The sequence below is a fragment of the Nonomuraea glycinis genome, from assembly GCF_014646515.1.
GTDB classification, from domain to species: Bacteria; Actinomycetota; Actinomycetes; order Streptosporangiales; family Streptosporangiaceae; genus Nonomuraea; species Nonomuraea glycinis.
Genome location: NZ_BMNK01000009.1, coordinates 25,495 through 42,803, shown reverse-complemented (window position 1 = coordinate 42,803; position 17,309 = coordinate 25,495). Strand labels below are relative to the sequence as shown.

Annotated in this window: 17 protein-coding genes; 11 read left to right on the top strand and 6 right to left on the bottom strand. The window is 68.7% G+C overall.

Annotation, left to right across the window (positions count from 1 at the left end):
- Positions 1-51: 51 nt before the first annotated feature.
- Positions 52-255, bottom strand: a complete 204-nt coding sequence (locus IEY87_RS24660; protein ID WP_189141148.1) for a hypothetical protein — start codon at positions 253-255, stop codon at positions 52-54.
- Positions 245-1,942, bottom strand: a complete 1,698-nt coding sequence (locus IEY87_RS24655) for a PspC domain-containing protein (RefSeq protein ID WP_189141147.1) — start codon at positions 1,940-1,942, stop codon at positions 245-247. Before IEY87_RS24655 ends, IEY87_RS24660 begins: the two co-directional genes overlap by 11 nt.
- Before the next feature lie 113 nt (positions 1,943-2,055).
- On the opposite strand from IEY87_RS24655, the gene IEY87_RS24650 reads away from it, so the two are divergent.
- From IEY87_RS24650 to IEY87_RS24610, 9 genes are all read left to right on the top strand, one after another.
- The gene (locus IEY87_RS24650) at positions 2,056-3,264 is read left to right on the top strand and encodes an ATP-binding protein (RefSeq protein ID WP_189141146.1); all 1,209 of its coding nucleotides are present in this window, start codon (positions 2,056-2,058) and stop codon (positions 3,262-3,264) included.
- Positions 3,261-3,893, top strand: a complete 633-nt coding sequence (locus IEY87_RS24645) for a response regulator (RefSeq protein ID WP_189141145.1) — start codon at positions 3,261-3,263, stop codon at positions 3,891-3,893. Before IEY87_RS24650 ends, IEY87_RS24645 begins: the two co-directional genes overlap by 4 nt.
- 308 nt (positions 3,894-4,201) lie before the next feature.
- Positions 4,202-5,653 carry a glutamate-cysteine ligase family protein gene (locus tag IEY87_RS24640; protein WP_229699381.1) on the top strand — a complete coding sequence of 484 codons (1,452 nt, stop codon included), beginning with the start codon at positions 4,202-4,204 and terminating at the stop codon, positions 5,651-5,653.
- Positions 5,654-5,729: 76 nt separating this feature from the next.
- Positions 5,730-6,362, top strand: a complete 633-nt coding sequence (locus IEY87_RS24635) for a neutral zinc metallopeptidase (protein WP_225277680.1) — start codon at positions 5,730-5,732, stop codon at positions 6,360-6,362.
- A 220-nt stretch (positions 6,363-6,582) separates the two neighbouring features.
- Entirely contained in the window at positions 6,583-6,840 is a 258-nt protein-coding gene (locus IEY87_RS24630; protein ID WP_189141142.1) for a WhiB family transcriptional regulator, read from the top strand.
- A 90-nt stretch (positions 6,841-6,930) separates the two neighbouring features.
- Positions 6,931-7,632, top strand: a complete 702-nt coding sequence (locus tag IEY87_RS24625) for a CPBP family intramembrane glutamic endopeptidase (protein WP_189141141.1) — start codon at positions 6,931-6,933, stop codon at positions 7,630-7,632.
- 167 nt (positions 7,633-7,799) lie between these two features.
- A complete protein-coding gene (locus tag IEY87_RS24620) occupies positions 7,800-8,789 on the top strand; it encodes a DUF2804 domain-containing protein (RefSeq protein ID WP_225277646.1) in 990 nt (329 codons plus the stop codon).
- 263 nt (positions 8,790-9,052) lie between these two features.
- Entirely contained in the window at positions 9,053-9,277 is a 225-nt protein-coding gene (locus tag IEY87_RS24615; RefSeq protein WP_189141140.1) for a type II toxin-antitoxin system VapB family antitoxin, read from the top strand.
- Positions 9,274-9,687 (top strand): PIN domain nuclease, encoded by a 414-nt coding sequence (locus tag IEY87_RS24610; protein WP_225277645.1) that lies wholly within the window; start codon positions 9,274-9,276, stop codon positions 9,685-9,687. The genes IEY87_RS24615 and IEY87_RS24610 overlap by 4 nt, the downstream gene beginning before the upstream one ends.
- A 25-nt stretch (positions 9,688-9,712) precedes the next feature.
- On the opposite strand, the gene IEY87_RS24605 is transcribed toward IEY87_RS24610, so the two are convergent.
- Positions 9,713-10,432, bottom strand: a complete 720-nt coding sequence (locus tag IEY87_RS24605) for a PIG-L deacetylase family protein (protein WP_189141138.1) — start codon at positions 10,430-10,432, stop codon at positions 9,713-9,715.
- Positions 10,433-10,556: 124 nt separating this feature from the next.
- On the opposite strand from IEY87_RS24605, the gene pcrA reads away from it, so the two are divergent.
- The gene (gene pcrA, locus IEY87_RS24600) at positions 10,557-12,779 is read left to right on the top strand and encodes a DNA helicase PcrA (RefSeq protein WP_189141435.1); all 2,223 of its coding nucleotides are present in this window, start codon (positions 10,557-10,559) and stop codon (positions 12,777-12,779) included.
- Positions 12,780-12,821: 42 nt separating this feature from the next.
- Here the strand turns inward: pcrA and IEY87_RS24595 are convergent, their stop codons facing one another.
- Positions 12,822-13,862, bottom strand: a complete 1,041-nt coding sequence (locus IEY87_RS24595) for a L,D-transpeptidase (protein ID WP_189141137.1) — start codon at positions 13,860-13,862, stop codon at positions 12,822-12,824.
- Between the two features lie 200 nt (positions 13,863-14,062).
- On the opposite strand from IEY87_RS24595, the gene galE reads away from it, so the two are divergent.
- A complete protein-coding gene (galE, locus tag IEY87_RS24590) occupies positions 14,063-15,049 on the top strand; it encodes a UDP-glucose 4-epimerase GalE (protein ID WP_189141136.1) in 987 nt (328 codons plus the stop codon).
- A gap of 155 nt (positions 15,050-15,204) precedes the next feature.
- Here galE and IEY87_RS24585 read toward each other — a convergent pair whose 3' ends face one another.
- Positions 15,205-16,083, bottom strand: a complete 879-nt coding sequence (locus IEY87_RS24585) for a hypothetical protein (protein WP_189141135.1) — start codon at positions 16,081-16,083, stop codon at positions 15,205-15,207.
- A gap of 162 nt (positions 16,084-16,245) precedes the next feature.
- A complete protein-coding gene (locus IEY87_RS24580; RefSeq protein ID WP_189141134.1) occupies positions 16,246-17,049 on the bottom strand; it encodes a hypothetical protein in 804 nt (267 codons plus the stop codon).
- Positions 17,050-17,309 lie beyond the last annotated feature (260 nt).

Here is a 17,309-nt window from a genome sequence, read left to right as displayed (position 1 = left end):
GGGGAAAGGCGGACAACGCCAACGTACGCCCGAGTTTGTCCCGGTCAAGGGCTACTTGCTACGAATCACCTTCGTAAGGATCGCCACCAGGCCCGCGAAACCCAGTCCGACCACCGTGACCGGCAGCATCACCAGCGGATCTGTGATCGAATCCGTCAGCACCAGGATGCCGAGCACGATGAAGAGAATGCCGCTCAGCAGCGCCATCCAGTCGGTCCGGTGCGACCGGCGCGGCCGGTCGAGATCACGCGCCACGCCGCACCTCCAGGTCGCCCACGCCGCCCTTGAGGTTCAGCACGATCGTGGCGACGTCGCCCTTCGGCGTCACCTCCGGGGTGAGCACCTTGTCGAACCGGACGTCCACGCCACCCCGCAGCGACTGGTCCACCTGGATGTCCCCGAGCTTGTTGCTGGCGTGCACCTCCACCCTGGCCGCCGGCGGCACGATCACCGTCAGTGTGCCCACCGAGATCGAGGCGTTGAACGTCACCTTCGAACCCGGCTCCAGCCGGAGCTCCGACAGGTCCAGCCTGCCGTCGCCCACGCCCGCGTCGTACAGCCTGGCGGCCTCCGCCGCCCTGGTCGGATGCCAGACCGACGCGCCGACCTTCGACGGCAGCCCGCCGAACATCAGGCCCACCCCGATCAGCATCGCGACCACGGTGCCCGCCGCGACCAGCCCGGCGCCCCGGCCCCACCAGGCCGCGATGAGCAGACCGCCGCCGATGGTGACGAGCATCGCGCCGGCGACGATCGTGGGATGCACTCCCGAGGGTGATGCGGCCTGGACCGCCACGACGATTCCTCCAACGATGAGGGCCAGCAGGATGGTGATCGCGCCGATGAAGGACTTGGGGCGCTTCTCACGCGGCGGCCTGACCGGCCGCCCGTACAGCGCGGGGTCGTACGGCGAGTAGCCGGCCCGCCGCCTAGGGTCCAGCGGCTGGTACGGGCCGCGCGGCGCGAACGGCTCGCCGTAGGAGGCGTGCGTCGCGGTCCTGGGCACCGGACGCTGGTACGGCTGCTCGTACGGGTCGGGACGGTGGCGCGGCTCGTCGTACGCGTCGGGACGGTGGCGCGGCTGGTCGTACGGGTCGGGGCGGCGCGGCTCGTCGTACGGGCCGGGGCGGTGGCGCGGCTCGTCGGCGCGGGGCTCGTAAGGGGGGTTTCCCGCCTGCTCGGCCTCGTCGGCGGCCAGTGTCCCGTAGGCGGAGATCTCGTCCTCGCCGGCGGGCGTCCGATCGGGCGCGGCCTCGTCCGGCGGGGTCTGCGGGGAGGCCGTGGCGAACCGCGCCGTCCTGGCCTCCGGAGCCATCGGGGCTCCCGGGGCCATCGGGGCTCCCGGGGCCGCTTCTGGGGCGGCGTGCGCGTGGGCCGTCGTGGCGGGGTCGGGGAACGGTCGTGCGGCGGGGTCGGGGAACGGCCGCGCGGCGGGGGGCGGCGCCATCGTGACCGGCACGCCGTAATCGTCCAGGTCACCGTGCCGGGGCCGGCGGTTGAGGCGCTCGGGTATGGACCGGGCCAGCCCGAGCAGATCCACGCCATGGGCGTGCGCGGCCAGCAACGAGATGGCCAGCACCAGGCCGACCACCAGCGTGCCGGTGCCGAGCCAGACCGTGGACACGTTGAGGCCGAGTCCGACCGCGAGCACCGCGGTCAGCAACGCCATCACGGTGTCGGCGTCGAAGTCCCGCCGGGTCCACTGCTCGACCAGGCCGGGCCTGCCGTTCGGCTCCTTCATCAGCAGGAACGCGGCGATGTACAGGAACAGCCCGATGCCCGAGCCGAGCAGGAGCACGGTGAAGCCGACGCGGAACACCACCGGGTCCATGCCGGTGTGCCGGCCCAGCCCGGCGCAGACTCCCATGAGGAAGCGCCCCTCGCTGCTGCGCCGCAGCGTGCTGGGGGGAGCGACCGGTTCCCTGGGTGGCGCTTGCGTCATGTCACCATCGTGGACCCAGCGGCGGGTGGTCCGCATCCGGGAGACCCCTGACCCGACCCTGGGGGTCGTTCCCTGATGCCCGCGACCGCACGACATGTGACGATGTGAATGTTATGGCTGACCAGAAGACTCTCGCCGAGCCCCGGGCCGACAGGCCTTTCCGCCGCATGATGCGCCCCATGCAGGGCCGCCTCGTCGGCGGTGTCGCCCAGGGGCTCGCCACGCAGCTCAAGCTCGACCCCGTGGTGATCAGGCTGGTGTTCGTGCTGCTCAGCGTGGTCGACGGGGTAGGCGTCGTCGCTTACGCGGTGCTCTGGATGATCACGCCACGGGAGCCGTACGAAGGGCGGTCGCCCGCTCGTGACTGGAGCCAGCTGTCGGCGTTCACCGCGATCGGGGTGGCCCTGTTCGCGTTCGGCTTCCTGACCGGCGCCTCCCAGGGAGGGCTCGGCATGCTGCCGTTCGCGGTGGGCGGCATCGGCGGGCTGATCCTGTGGCAGCAGGCCGACCCCGAGCGCCGCAAGAACTGGGTGAGCGGCGCCACCAAGAGCATCCGGGGCAACCGGGTGCGCACCCTGCTCGGCGTGCTGCTCGTGGTCGCGGGCGGGGTGGGCTTCCTGGTGATGGAGGGCCGGCTCCAGGAGGCCGGCCAGGGCTTACTGCTCACGGCGGTGGTGGTCGGCGGGCTCGCGGTCGTCGCCGCGCCGTGGCTCGCCGGCCTGTGGAAGGAACTGCAGCTCGAACGGCGCGAGCGCATCAGGCAGGAGGAGCGGGCCGAGGTCGCCGCGATGGTGCACGACTCGGTGCTGCACACGCTCACGCTGATCCAGCGGGTCGCGCACGACCAGCGGGAGGTCACCCGCCTGGCCCGCGCGCAGGAGCGCGACCTGCGCAACTGGCTCTACCAGCCCGCCCAGGACGCCGACGCCACCCTCGCGGCGGCCGTACGCAGGATCGCCGCGGAGGAGGAGGACGCGCACAGCGTGCCGATCGAGGTGGTCTGCGTGGGCGACATCGACCTCGACGCCCACGGCCGGCTCGCGGCCGCTCTCAAGGCGGCCAGGCAGGCGATGGTCAACGCCGCCAAATACTCTGAGAGTCCGTCCATCTCCGTGTACGCGGAAGTGGAGGGTGAAACCATCACGATTTTCGTGAAGGATCGGGGCAAGGGGTTCGACCTCGATGCGGTGCCGCTCGACAGGATGGGCATCCGGGAGTCCATCATCGGCAGGATGGAACGCCACGGAGGCACCGCCAGACTGCGCACCGAACCGGGTGAGGGCACAGAAGTGATGTTGACCATGAAGGTGGACAAGCAATGACGCGGGTGCTGATCGTCGACGACCATCGGCTGTTCCGGTCCGGCGTACGGGCCGAGCTGGGCGACTCGATCCAGGTGGTGGGCGAGGCCGAGGACGTCGACACCGCCGTCAAGGCGATCGCCGAGCTGCAGCCCGAGGTGGTGCTGCTCGACGTGCACATGCCGGGCGGCGGCGGCCAGGAGGTGCTGCGCAGGGTGCTCGGCGCGGGCTCCCAGGTGCGGTTCCTCGCCCTGTCGGTCTCCGACGCGGCCGAGGACGTCATCGGCGTCATCCGGGGCGGCGCCCGCGGCTACGTCACCAAGAACATCAGCGGCAAGGAGCTCACCGACGCCATCCGCCGGGTGGCCGACGGCGACGCGGTGTTCTCGCCGCGGCTGGCGGGGTTCGTGCTCGACGCGTTCGCCTCGTCCGAGGCGCCCTCCATCGACCCCGAGCTCGACTCGCTGACGCAGCGCGAGCGCGAGGTGCTCAGGCTGATCGCGCGCGGTTATGCGTACAAGGAGATCGCCAAGGAGCTGTTCATCTCCGTCAAGACGGTCGAGACGCATGTCTCCTCGGTGCTGCGCAAGCTGCAGCTGTCCAACCGGCACGAGCTGTCCCGCTGGGCCACGGCGCGCCGGCTGGTGTGAGCCGGGGCCCTTGGCCGGGGCTTCTTGAGCTGAGGCTTCTTGGGCCGACTCTTGTGAAGGCGGGTCGGCTCTTGTGAAGGCGGGTCGGGTCTTGTGGAGGCGGGCCGGGTCTTGTGGAGGCGGGTCGGCTCTTGTGAAGGCGGGTCGGGTCTTGTGGAGGCGGGCCGGGTCTTGTGAGGGCGGGCCGGGTCCGGGATGGTGGGGCGGCTATGCGGCCGGTCAGGAGCGGGCAAGGATCGGGTTCCGGGCGGGTTTTGGGCTGGTCTTGGGGGACGTGGCGTGCGACATTTCCTGGTATGGGCAGAGATGTGCCAGCTGTCGCGTTCAGTCGGGACGATCGCCGGAAATATCGGGAAAAAGTACGACGATGCCTGGACGTCTTCGCCCAGATGCTGCGGGAGTCCCGCTTCGAGGATGACCGGTCGCTGGCCGGGCTGGAGATCGAGCTCAACATCGTGGACTCGGACGGCGAGGCGTGCATGCGCAACGCCGAGGTGCTGGCCGCGATCGCGCGCCCGGACTGGGCCACCGAACTCGGCCAGTTCAACATCGAGATCAACGTCGAGCCCAAGGATCTCAGTGACCACGGCGCGTTCCACCTGGAGAACGACGTTCGCGCCCGGCTCAACCACGCCGAGGAACGGGCCAGGTCCCTGGGCTGCCACCTGGTCATGATCGGCATCCTCCCCACCCTGCGCGAGCAAGACATCGGCGAGGGCACGCTCTCGGCCAACCCCCGCTACCGTCTGCTCAACGAGCAGATCTTCGCCGCCAGGGGAGAGGATCTGCACCTGGCGATCGAGGGCGTCGAGCGCCTGGAGGCGCATGCCGACAGCCTCGCCCCCGAGGCCGCCTGCACCAGCCTCCAGCTTCACCTCCAGGTCAGCCCGCCGGCGTTCGCCGCGCACTGGAACGCGGCCCAGGCCATCGCCGGCCCCCAGGTGGCCGTCTCGGCGAACGCGCCGTACCTCTTCGGCAGGGAGCTGCACCGGGAGACCAGGATCCCGCTGTTCGAGCAGGCCACCGACACCCGCCCGCACGAGCTGAAGACGCAGGGCGTGCGCCCGCGCGTGTGGTTCGGCGAGCGCTGGATCACCAGCGTCTTCGACCTGTTCGAGGAGAACGTCCGCTACTTCCCGGCGCTGCTGCCCCTGTGCGAGGAGGAGGACCCACGGGCCGAGCTGGACCGGGGACGCACCCCGGAGCTCCCCGAGCTGACCCTCCACAACGGCACCATCTACCGCTGGAACCGCCCGGTGTACGCGGTGGTGGACGGCAGACCGCACCTGCGGGTGGAGAACCGGGTGCTCCCCGCGGGCCCGACGGTGCTGGACGTCGTCGCCAACGCCGCCTTCTACTACGGCCTGATGAGCGTCCTGCCGCATGCCGAGCGGCCGATCTGGAGCCGGATGTCGTTCGCCGCCGCCGAGGAGAACCTCACCAGCGCGGCCCGCCACGGCCTGGACGCCCGCCTGTACTGGCCCGGCATGGGGGAGGTCCCCGCCGCCGAGCTGATTCTGCGCCGCCTGCTGCCCATGGCGCACGAAGGGCTGGCCCGCTGGGGAGTGGACGGGGCCGTCGCCGACAGGCTGCTCGGCGTCATCGAGGGCCGCTGCCTGACGGGCCGCACCGGGGCGACCTGGCAGGTGGACAAGGTGCGCGCGCTCGGCGGCGACCGGCACGAGGCGCTGCGCGCGATGACGCTGGAGTACATCGAACGCATGCACACGAATGAGCCTGTGCACACGTGGGCAGTCTGAAGGCGTGACACGACCCCCGGTGCCCCTGCACAACCCGACGTCTCCTCCTCCTCGCCTCGGACCGCCCTTGCCACGCGTGGTGCTGCTCGTGGCGGTGCTCGCGATGCTGCTCGGCGGGTGCGGACTCGTACAGGCGCCGTCCAGGGACGCGGGCGGCGCCGACTCGTTCGAGGATGACGTACGGGGTGCCAGAGCTTTGACGGAGGAGTTCTGGAAGCAACAGTTCGCCGCGCTGGGGCGGACTTATCAGCCTGTTTCCCGATTTGTCCCCTACTCGGGAGAGTCCGGCCCGAGTTGCGGCGGAGAGCCCGCCGTGCCCAACAACGCCTTCTACTGCCCCGCCGGCCACTTCATCGCCTACGACCGGGCCTGGATGGAGGGGCTGTGGAGCGAGATGGGCGACGGCTCGGTCTACCTGATCATTCCGCACGAGTTCGGCCACGCCGTACAGTCCCAGCTCCAGACCGGCTTCCGGCTCAACGTCCAGATCGAGCTCCAGGCCGACTGCTACGCGGGCGGCACCCTCAAAGCCCTGATCGACTCCGGCGCCCTGACCGCCGAGCCGGGGGACGAGGACGAACTCCTCCTCAACCTGGCCGCCGCGGGCGACCCCACCGACGACTGGCTGAACCCCGCCGCCCACGGAACCGCCGAACAGCGCCAGCAGTCATTCGCAACGGGCTACACCCGCGGCGTCTCCGCCTGCTGACCCGCCCCCACCATCCACCCGCGCCCGCTGGCGTCCGTCCGCAGACGTGTCCGACAACGTCCTGCTTCCGTCCGTACGCCGCCATAACGGTGCACGGACGGTGTATGGACGACTGCCGACGATGACGTACGGACGCCGCTCGTCTCCCCGCTGGGGATGTAAATGCGTGTCAATCCACAGGATGATGCGACTGATCATGTGGACGCCATAGCGTTGGCGTATGCCTTTGGAGGAGATCGGCTGGCTGCGGAGGGGCGCCTGCAAGTCCAGCGACCCCGAGCTTTTCTTCCCGCTCGCGGCCTCGCCCGTCCAGGAAGCCCAGGCCAAGGCCGTCTGTGCCACCTGCCAAGTCCTGACCGAATGCCGGTCCTATGCCTTAAAGGCCGGCGAGACGGACGGCATCTGGGGCGGCCTGACTCCGGAGGAGCGCCGCCGCACCCGCTTCCCCGCCGGCTGGCGCAACTCCGCGGCCTCCTAGCCCTGCCCCTACATAGGTCCGGGCGCTCGTGGTGGCATCGGGTTGAGGTCTGGGGCGCCGGTCGGGGTGGGGGCGACGTAGCGTGCAAGCATGCTGCTCCGGTCGATCGCCGTGCTCGTCGCGGCCAACGTGCTCAACAACAAGGTCGCGCCGAGGCTCGGACCGCTCACATCCGCCGCCGCGACCGCGGCCCTGGTGGCGATGGCTCGGCGGTCGGGGCTGTCGTGGAAGGAGTTGGGGTTCGAGCACGGGCGTAAGGGGGCGGTGACCGGCGGGGTGTTGGCCGCGGGGGTGGCGGCGGTCTACACCGTGGGCATCAACGTGCCCCGTACCCGGCCCTTCTTCCAGGACGAGCGGGCGCTGTCGCTGACGCGGGCGCGGGTGCTGGAGGAGGCCCTGATCCAGGTCCCGTTCGGCACGGTCCTGCTGGAGGAGGTCGGTTTCCGTGGGGCGCTGTACGGCATGGTGCGCCGGACCCACGGCACCGCCGCCGCCACGGCCGTCTCGTCGGCGCTGTTCGGGCTGTGGCACATCCTGCCCGCCATCGACATGGCCCGCGCCAACCCGGCACTCGGGGCGCTCACGGCGGGCGAGTCACCAGGGCACCTGGACACGGCACGGGTGGTGGCGGGCAGCGTGGTGTCCACGGCGGCGGCAGGCGTTCTCTTCTGCGAACTCCGCCGCCACCGAGGCCTCCTGGCCCCCTCGATGCTGCACCTGGCCACCAACTCCCTGGGCTACCTGTTCGCCCGCCTCGCAGTGACCAAAACAGACAAGCCTCGACCCGAGTGAGCTGCCGTCGGGCTTTCGGGGTGCGAAGACTATCGAGGGTCGTGTCCGGCAGGGTGTCGTTGTGAGGGTTGTGGCCAGTAGGCTGCCGTCGGCTTTGTGGTGAATGGGGCACGTATCGAGTGTGCTGCCGGGTTTTTGGTGGCGCGGAGTGATGGGGGTCGTGGCGAGTGATCTCCCGAACTGGCGAGACTGAGATCACCGCGCCCGTCGATCTGTGCCTGCCCGATGGGCGGCTCGATCCGGAGGCGGTCGGCTGGACGCGGCGGCCGTTGCATCGGGCCAACCTGCGAGGCTGGGGGCGGACCAAGCGGTGGGAATACTGGGGCGTCGTCACCCCCGCGCACGTGATCGGCATCGTGGCGTCCTCGATCGACTACGCGGGCGTGCACGGCATCTACGTGCTCGACCGTGCCACCGGGGCGGAGGTGTCGAAGGACGCCGTGGTGCCGCTGGCGCGCGGCACCGTCATGCCGGACCGCAGCGGCGAGGGCACGGCCCGCGCGCGTGGCGGCAGCCTGGCCATCGACATCCGGCAGAGCCCCGGCGGCACCACCCTGCGGGCCGTGGCGCCGGGCGTCGAGGTGGACCTGGAGATGCCCTTGCCGGACGGGCACGAGTCGCTGGGCGTGGTGGTGCCGTGGGGGCCGCGCCTGTTCCAGTACACGGTCAAGGATGTCGGGCGGCCGGTGCGCGGGCGGCTGGTGCTGGACTCGGCGGAGCACCTGGTGCGCGAGGAGGACTCGTTCGCGGTGCTCGACCACGGCCGGGGGCGGTGGCCGTACCGGATGGTGTGGAACTGGGCGGCGGGCAGCGCGCCCGGGAGGGCGATCCAGCTCGGCGGGAAGTGGACCGAGGGCACCGGTATGACCGAGAACGCGCTCTTCGTCGACGGGCGGCTGCACAAGATCGGTGAGGAACTGGCGTGGCACTACGACCGCGACGACTGGTTGCGGCCGTGGCGGATCACGGGGGACCGGGTGGAGGCGGAGTTCACGCCGTTCCACGAGAGGGTCGCCCGTACCGAGCTGGGCGTCGTGGGCTCCGAGACGCACCAGTGCTTCGGCCATTTCAGCGGCCGGGCGCAGGCCGACGACGGCGCCTGGATCGACCTCGACGGCCTGACCGGGTGGGCCGAGGAGGCCCGCCAGCGATGGTGACGGCCACGGCCCTCACCGCGGCGCTTCCTCGAAAGTGAGCAAGTCTCGATTGTCGGGCTTGACCTGCTCGAATTCCTCTGTGGCATAAGAAATGTCCGCCTGAGAGGAAGACCGTTCCCACCCGACCGGAGTCACCGGTCTTTACAAGGTTTTGGATGCCCTAGCGTCTCCGTTGCGCCTCTTCGTGATGAGAAGATTACGAAGAGTGCGTATATCAAGATCACGAGCCGTGATATACGCTGGAGGTACGGAGGTGATGTCCCATGCGGACCGTTATCGACATCGACAAGGAGCTCCTGCAGGCAGTCCAGGACAGACTGGGCACGGGCAACATGAAGGAGACGGTGCACACAGCCCTGCGTTCGGTGCTCGACCGCGACAAGGAAAGGGAGAGCGCGATCGAGGCGTTCGAGTTCTGGCGGACGGAGGGGAGTCCGGATCTCCTGGATCCGGAGGTCATGAAGCATGCGTGGCCGCTACAGGAGTGATCTATCTCCTCGACAAGAGCGCGCTGGCGCGCATCCGCACCAGCGAGGTGGTGGCCAAGGCCCTCCATCCGCTGTACGCGGCTCAAGTCGTCGCCACGTGCCCCATCATCGATCTCGAGGTCTGCTACAGCGCTCGTGATCCCGCTCATTTCCAGCGCATTCGCCGCGCGCAGCAGCAGGTGATCCAGTTTTCCATGGGGGACCACGTATACAAGCGGGCGTGTGAGGTCCAGGAGCAGTTGGTGCGGGCTGCACAGCATCGCGGCATCGGTCCGGCGGACCTGCTGATCGCCGCCTGCGCCGAAGTGCACGGTGCCACGGTCCTGCACTACGACCGGGACTTCGACCGCATCTCCGAGATCACCGGGCAGCCGTCGCTATGGGTGGTGCCGCCCGGATCCGTGCCCTGACGGTCGCTGTCGGCCGACCGCCGGGTCAGGCCGTGGCGACGACCTGGAAGCCCTCGGCGTAACGGCCTTCGGCGAAGCCCGCTCGCTCGGCCCAGGCGGCGGAGCGGCCCTTGATGAAGTCGGCGAACCCCTCGACGTGCGCGACCTGGCTGACGTGCGACTGCAGCGCCGCCAGCCTGCGGTCGATCACGTCGGTGATGTCCACGTAGTGGTTGGGCGTCGAGCCGCCGACCAGCCAGACCTCGCGGGCGGTCCATGCCTCCAGGCCTTCCTCCAGCAGCAGCTCAGGAAAGGCGTAGGGGTTGCGGGCGTCCGGATAGACGGCGTCCAGGGTGCTGCCGCCCACCGCGCGGTGGTCGGGGTGGCTGGGGGCGATGAACTGGTAGTTGCGGTCGGGGTGGTGGGTGATCACCAGGTCCGGCCGTACCTGCCGGATGACCCTGGTGATCGCCTTGCGCAGTTCGAGCGAGGCGACCACGGCGCCGTCGGGATAGGCGAGGAAGCGCAGGTCGGTGACGCCGACGCACTTGGCCGCCGCGGTCTGCTCCGCTCTGCGGAGCTCGGCCATGCCGGAGTTGTCGAGCGTGCGTTCGTTGCCGCCCGCGTCGCCGTCCGTGACCATCAGGTACGTCACCTTGACGCCTCTCTCACCGAAGAGCGCGACGGTCCCGGCGGCCCCGAAGTCGGCGTCGTCCGGGTGCGCGGACACAACGAGCACCCTGTCGATCTCACTCTCGGGCAGCATGGTCATTCCTCCCTGATGGTCGTTGGGCACAACGAGCGCCCCGGCGTCGGCATTCCGGGCACCGTTTGTCGGTGAGGGGTCATAACCTAGGTGGGTGCCGACCCGAGTCCCTGTTGACCACCCCTTGCTCGATGGCCTCAACGCGCAGCAGCGCGAGGCCGTGATCCACTATGACAGCCCGCTGCTGATCGTGGCGGGGGCGGGCTCGGGCAAGACGCGGGTGCTCACCCACCGCATCGCCTACCTGCTGGCCGAGCGGGAGGTGCACCCGGGCGAGATCCTGGCGATCACCTTCACCAACAAGGCCGCCCGCGAGATGAAGGACCGCATCGACAAGCTCGTCGGGCCGCGCTCCAAGGCGATGTGGGTGATGACGTTCCACAGCGCCTGCATGCGGATCCTGCGGCGCGAGGCCAAGCGGCTCGGCTTCCCCTCCAGCTTCTCCATCTACGACCAGGCCGACTCGCAGCGGCTGATGGCGATGGTCTGCCGGGAGATGGAGCTCGACCCGAAGCGCTATCCGCCCAGGTCGTTCTCCGCCCAGGTGAGCAACTTCAAGAACGAGCTGATCGACTACGAGACCGCCATGGACCGGGCGGGCTCCCACCTGGAGAAGACGCTCGCCCAGGCCTACAAGAGCTATCAGCTCAAGCTCACCGAGGCCGGCGCCATGGACTTCGACGACATCATCATGAACACGGTGACGTTGTTCCAGCTCTTCCCCGACGTCGCCGAGCACTACCGGCTACGGTTCAGGCACGTCCTCGTCGACGAATACCAGGACACCAACCACGCCCAGTACATCCTGATCAGGGAGCTGGTGGGCCGTCCCGAGCTGCGCACCTCCGACGGCGAGCTGGTCCGCTCCGGCGCCGACCAGTCGCAGCTGTGCGTGGTCGGCGACGCGGACCAGTCGATCTACGCCTTCCGTGGCGCGACGATCCGCAACATCCTGGAGTTCGAGCGCGACTACCCCGACGCGCGCACCATCCTGCTGGAGCAGAACTACCGCTCCACCCAGAACATCCTGGCCGCCGCCAACGCGGTCATCTCCCGCAACGAGTCACGCAAGCCGAAGAACCTCTGGTCCGACCAGGGCGACGGACCCAAGATCATTGGGTACGTCGCGGACAACGAGCACGACGAGGCCATGTTCGTCGCGCAGGAGGTCGACCGGCTCAGCGACGAGGACGACGTCAAGGCGGGCGACGTCGCGATCTTCTACCGCACCAACGCCGCCTCCCGCGTCTTCGAGGAGATCTTCATCCGCACCGGCCTGCCCTACAAGGTGGTCGGCGGCGTGCGCTTCTACGAGCGCAAAGAGGTCAAGGACCTGCTGGCCTACCTGCGGCTGCTGGCCAACCCGCTGGACGTGGTGTCGCTGCGGCGCATCCTCAACGTGCCCAAGCGCGGCATCGGCGACCGGGCCGAGGCGATGGTCGAGGCGTTCGCGACCCGCGAGCGGATCCCGTTCTGGGACGCGCTGCGGCGCGCGGACGAGGCATACGGCATGGCGACTCGCTCGCTCAATGCGATCAAGGAGTTCGTCGCGCTGGTCGAGGAGCTGATCGCCAAGGGTGAGGGCATGCCGCCGTCCGCGCTGGCCGAGGAGGTGCTGATCGCCACCGGCTACCGCGCCGAGCTGGAGGCGTCGGAGGACCCGCAGGACGAGTCGCGGCTGGAAAACCTCAACGAGCTGATCTCGGTGGCCTCGGAGTTCGAGGACGCCAATCCCGAGGGCACGCTGGTGGAGTTCCTGGAGCAGGTGTCGCTGGTGGCCGACGCCGACCAGATCCCCGACGCCGACGGCGGCCAGGGCGTGGTGACGCTGATGACCCTGCACACCGCCAAGGGCCTGGAGTTCCCGGTCGTCTTCCTGACGGCCATGGAGGACGGGGTCTTCCCGCACGTCCGCTCGCTGGGCGAGCCGAAGGAGCTGGAGGAGGAGCGCCGCCTGGCCTACGTCGGCATCACCAGGGCCCAGCAGCGCCTCTACCTCACCCGCGCCGCGGTGCGCAGTTCCTGGGGCTCCCCGTCGTTCAACCCCGCATCGAGGTTCGTCAGCGAGGTGCCGGGGTCGCTCATCGACTGGCGAACCGACCCGGGCAAGTCCGCCTGGAACGCCGCCACCCGCCGCGAGCCCGCGCCGGCGGTGGCGGCCAAGAAGAGCGGCGGCCGGACCATTCCCACGCTCAATCCCGGCGATCGGGTCACGCACGACGCGTTCGGCCTGGGCACGGTGGTGTCGGTGGACGGGGTGGCGGAGAAGACCAAGGTCAAGATCGACTTCGGGACCGGGGGAGAGAAGGTCCTGCTGCTGGCGTACGCGCCGGTGGAGAAGCTCTGACCTTGAGGGCGGCGCACTCCGAAGGGAGTGCGCCGCGTGGCGTCAGGTCTGGGGGGTGCGCAGGGCGCTGCCCTGCTTCCACTGGGTCCAGTTGAGCTGCCAGTAGCTCCAGCCGTTGCGCCAGTCGAGCTTGCGCTTGGTGCCTACGATCTTGACCACGTCACCGCGCTGGGCGATGCCGTAGAACCACCTGGCGCCGGCCGGGGTGGCCCGGACGCAGCCGTGGCTCTGGTTGGAGCGGCCGAGATACTGGTAGTCGCCGAAACTCTGGTGGACGTACTCACCGCTGTCGGAGATGCGGACCGCCCACGGGATCTGCTCCTTGTAGTAGCGCGGGTCCTTGGGGTCGGTGACGCCCATCCAGGACGAGGTCATGGTCTCCACGGCCTTCTTGCCCATCGTCAGATGGACGCCGCTGGTCGTCAGATAGACGTCGACGCCGTTGCGCACGAAACCGCCGCGACCGGCGCTGATCGCGATCTTCTTCGCCAGCTTGCCGTTCCGGTAGACCTTCATCACGTGCTTACGGGTGTCGACGAGCGAGATGTTGGCCGGGCCGACCGCGAAGCGGCGACTGACGTTCTTGGCGGCCTCGTTGCCGGGGATCTCGTTGAGCAGGGCCTTGAACAGCACCTTCTGGTTCGGCTTCCAGTAGGTCTTGGTGCGGTAGACGACCTTGCGGGCCGACACCCACCGCCAGGCGCCCTCGACGGGCTTGTCGGCCTCGACACGCAGCACCGCCTCGGCGGCCGCCCTCTGGCGCACGTCGCGGTCGAAGGTCACGATGATCGGAAAGCCGACGCCCACCTTCTCGCTCTTCTCCCCCATGGGGGTGATGTCGGTGATGCCCAGCTTGGGCTTCTTCGAGGCGGTCCGGGCTCTCGCCGACGCGGCCTTGACGGGCGCTCCGGCGGTCCGGCCGTCCGGCGATTCCAGGGCCTGCGACTGTACGGCCTGCGCCTGCAGGGCCTGCGCGGCCAGGTGCTGGTCCACTTGGTGCAGCGTTACGGGGGTGCTTTCCGCCGTACAGGCCGTCACGGTGATCAGTGCGGCCATGGTCAGTAGCCGGGGGAAGCGGTTCACGGGTCGTACTCCTGGGCTAAGTGCTCATGTGACGCGTTCTGCCACAGATGGGACAGGTGAGCCAGGAGTTTCGTGTACCTGGACGGCATCACGATGGTGTAACGGTCCAATTCATGAAATGTCCGGCGTGGTGGGGGTGGGGTGAGGCGGGTTCCGCGACGTACGAGATCTCCTTGGTGTGGGGTGGATAAGGTGCTCGGGTGCGTGTACTGATCTCGGGCGGGGCGGGTTATATCGGCAGCACGATCGCATCGGCGTGCCTGGATGCGGGGATCACTCCGGTGATCCTCGACAGCCTGGTGACCGGACGGCGTGAGTTCGCCGAAGGGCGGGCGTTCTATGAGGGGGACATCGGGGACGGGGCGCTGATCGATCAGATATTTGCCGAAAATCCGGATATAGCGGCCGTTGTGCATTGTGCGGCGTTGATCGTGGTGCCCGACTCGGTGGCCGACCCGGTCCGCTACTACCGGGCGAACGTGACCAAGAGCCTGGAGTTCACCGGTCATCTGCTGCGCAACGGGTGCACGCGGATGATCTTCAGCTCGTCCGCGGCCATCTACCGGGCGGGCGAGGACCACACCGTGGACGAGGAGTCACCGCTCGACCCGCAGAGCCCGTACGCCCGGACCAAGGTGGTGTGCGAGGCCATGTTCGCCGACATCGCCGCGACCCAGCCGATCGACGTGCTGTCGCTGCGCTACTTCAACCCGATCGGCGCGGACCCCCAGATGCGCACCGGGTTGCAGCTCAGACGGCCCAGCCACGCGCTCGGCAAGATGATCGAGGCGTACGAGGAGGGGGTGCCGTTCCAGATCACCGGCACGGACTACGCGACGCGTGACGGGTCGGGCATCCGCGACTACGTCCACGTCTGGGACCTGGCCGCGGCGCACGTGGCGGCGCTGGAGCGGTTCGACTCGCTGCTCCCGGAGACCTCCGTGATCAACCTCGGCACCGGCTCGGGCACCACCGTGCGGGAGCTGGCCGACGCGTTCAACCGGGTCGTGGACCAGCCGATCGACGTGGTGGAGACCGGGGCGCGTCCTGGCGACGTGGCCGGGGCCTACACCCGCAGCGACCGCGCCGAGCGACTGCTGGGCTGGCGAGCGCGTTACTCGGTCGAGGAAGGGATCGGGCACTCGCTGGAATGGGCCCGCCTGCGGGACTCCCGCCTGAAGGGCTGACCCAGCGACCGGTCCCCTTGCCGCTTCACGAAGGCAAGGGGGCCGGGCTGAGCGGTACCGGTTGTCCGGCCGGGTCACCGCCGCGGTGACCCGTGGGTCAGGTCACCGCGGCGGCTGGAGAAGGCCGGTTCTCCTTCAGCAGGCTGAAGCCGGTTCTACTTCAGCAGGTTGAACAGGTCGAGGTTCTCCGCGCTCTCCTGCTCGTCGCCGGTGCCGCCGTCCAGCTTGGTCGTGACCTCGTCGGCGGCAGGGGCCTTGATGGAGACCTTGCCACCCCAGCCGTTGTAGCGGGTGTCGACGATCATCTTCTCGCCGGCGCCGTCGCTCGCGGCCAGGGCGTTGCCGGGCACGATGGTCACCAGGCGCGTCGGCAGCCCCTTGGCGTTCACGCTGAGCCTCCAGGTGATCTGGGACTTCAGCGTCTTGGCGGAGGGCTTGGCCGGCGACGAGGCGCGGTAGTACGCGGAGACCTTGCGCAGGTCACGGACGGAGATCTTGCCCGTGTAGCCGCCGGTGGCCGGCTTGGCGTTCTTGAACAGGGTCTTGAGCGTGGCCGGCTCGACGATGTTCAGCGGCTGGCCGAAGATGCCGGTGAAGCCGGCGGGCGGGCCCCCGGGGGCCTTGTACCAGGTCTTGCCACTGGGCAGCAGCTCGGCCCAGACGCTGCCCGAGAGGTAGGAGGTGGTGCCGATCCTGATCGTACGCTCGGGCTTGGCGAGCGACTGGAACATCGAGCCCTCGCCGAGGTCGGCGAGATCGCTGGCCTTGATGTTGAGCTTGCCCGTGATGTCCGACGCGGCGAGTCCGGACCTGCTGAACTGGTAGGTGCCGCTGCTCCGGACGAAGACCGCGCGCATCCGACCGGAGTCAAGGGTGGTGCGCTCGGTGAACGTCACTCCCTTGCCGGGAACGAGCTGCTTCTTCACGGCGGTGACCGGCTTGGCCGGTGCCTGCGTGATGGCGGCCTGCGCGGGGGTGGCCGCCATGAGCGCGGCGGCCGAAGCCAGGGCCACGCCGGCGAGCATGCGATTCATTGAGTGGTTTCTCATTTCAGGAGGGGATGGTGAGGTCGCGGCCCGAGCGGGCTGGTGGAAATACGGTCATATTTCCCCATCAAAGCGACCTCGGGGTGAAACCGGCATCGAGTGAACGGCAGGCGTTGCCGCTCGGCTCTTCACTCTGACGACGGAAAAGATCTATCGGTTCTGGCCGAGCAAGTCGATCGAGTTATTCGCCGGATCCTGCGGGGTTTCGTCGAGGGTCATGCCGTCGATCCACTCCGACTCGGGTGGCGTCTTGATCGCCACCTTGGCACCCCAGTCGGTGAAGCGTGTCTCGGTGAGAGTCACGTTGGGGCGGGTGGTGCCGAAGCGCCAAGTCCACCTGCTCACCATCCTGCGCACCAGATCCCTGGAGTCGGTCTCCAGCAGATAGTCGATCGTGGACTTGCCCACGTCGCTGTGAACCTTCTCGCCCTTCAGCTTCATCAGTTCTTTGAAGGTGATGGAGCCCCGGTAGGAGCCCTTGACGTACTTGGCGTCCGCCACAAGCTTCCTGAACTGCTTGGCATGGAAGATGTCGACGAAGCCGGTGCTGGGGCGAAAGCCGGGCCCGTAACGGATCCACTTCTCGCCTTCGGGCAGGTACGCGTCAAAGGGGCCCCCTTGGACGTACTTGTAGCCGCCGCGGACGAGTGCGCGTTCAGGAGTCCATGGGGCGTACTCGTCCCACACGGACTTCTTCACGCCCTTTCCGCGCTGGTAACGCGTGGTCAGGTCGGAGGCGATGGCACCGGCTTTCCCGAATTCCCATGTTCCTGTGCTCCGGGCGATAACGCTCGGCTTGCTCAAGTCACGGTCAGTAACTGAGGTTCGCACTCCGCGTCCAGGTGCTAACTGCTTTTCCAGCGCTTCGACCGGGCTGATGGGCGCGGCCTGCGCTGGTGCCACCGTGACCAGCGTCGACGCGCCCAACGCCAGCCCGGCGATGATTCGCTTCATGCGGATCCTTTTAGGATGAATGACGACGGACAACGGATCATGCCAATCAAAGATCACGACCATATATCGGGCGTCGCCGTATTTTTCGGTGAATGGGTGCACTTTCCGTGCAGAGGGTGCCTCGCCGAAGTGAGATCACCGTCACATCGCGGCATATCGGCCACCCGATGACCTGGGAGGGTCAAGCTTGGGGCTAGGCTTCACTGGCGGAAACGCCCGGCATGCGCGGGGTAGCCCGGGCCGTCGAACATCAGTCGGAT

Coding starts and splice junctions, on each gene's coding strand:
- IEY87_RS24630 (WP_189141142.1), top strand. CDS start 6,583: ATGCCTTTGGAGGAGATCGGCTGGCTGCGGAGGGGCGCCTGCAAGTCC.
- IEY87_RS24655 (WP_189141147.1), bottom strand. CDS start 1,942: ATGACGCAAGCGCCACCCAGGGAACCGGTCGCTCCCCCCAGCACGCTG.
- IEY87_RS24650 (WP_189141146.1), top strand. CDS start 2,056: ATGGCTGACCAGAAGACTCTCGCCGAGCCCCGGGCCGACAGGCCTTTC.
- IEY87_RS24645 (WP_189141145.1), top strand. CDS start 3,261: ATGACGCGGGTGCTGATCGTCGACGACCATCGGCTGTTCCGGTCCGGC.
- IEY87_RS24625 (WP_189141141.1), top strand. CDS start 6,931: ATGCTGCTCCGGTCGATCGCCGTGCTCGTCGCGGCCAACGTGCTCAAC.
- IEY87_RS24580 (WP_189141134.1), bottom strand. CDS start 17,049: ATGAAGCGAATCATCGCCGGGCTGGCGTTGGGCGCGTCGACGCTGGTC.
- IEY87_RS24585 (WP_189141135.1), bottom strand. CDS start 16,083: ATGAATCGCATGCTCGCCGGCGTGGCCCTGGCTTCGGCCGCCGCGCTC.
- IEY87_RS24615 (WP_189141140.1), top strand. CDS start 9,053: ATGCGGACCGTTATCGACATCGACAAGGAGCTCCTGCAGGCAGTCCAG.
- IEY87_RS24605 (WP_189141138.1), bottom strand. CDS start 10,432: ATGCTGCCCGAGAGTGAGATCGACAGGGTGCTCGTTGTGTCCGCGCAC.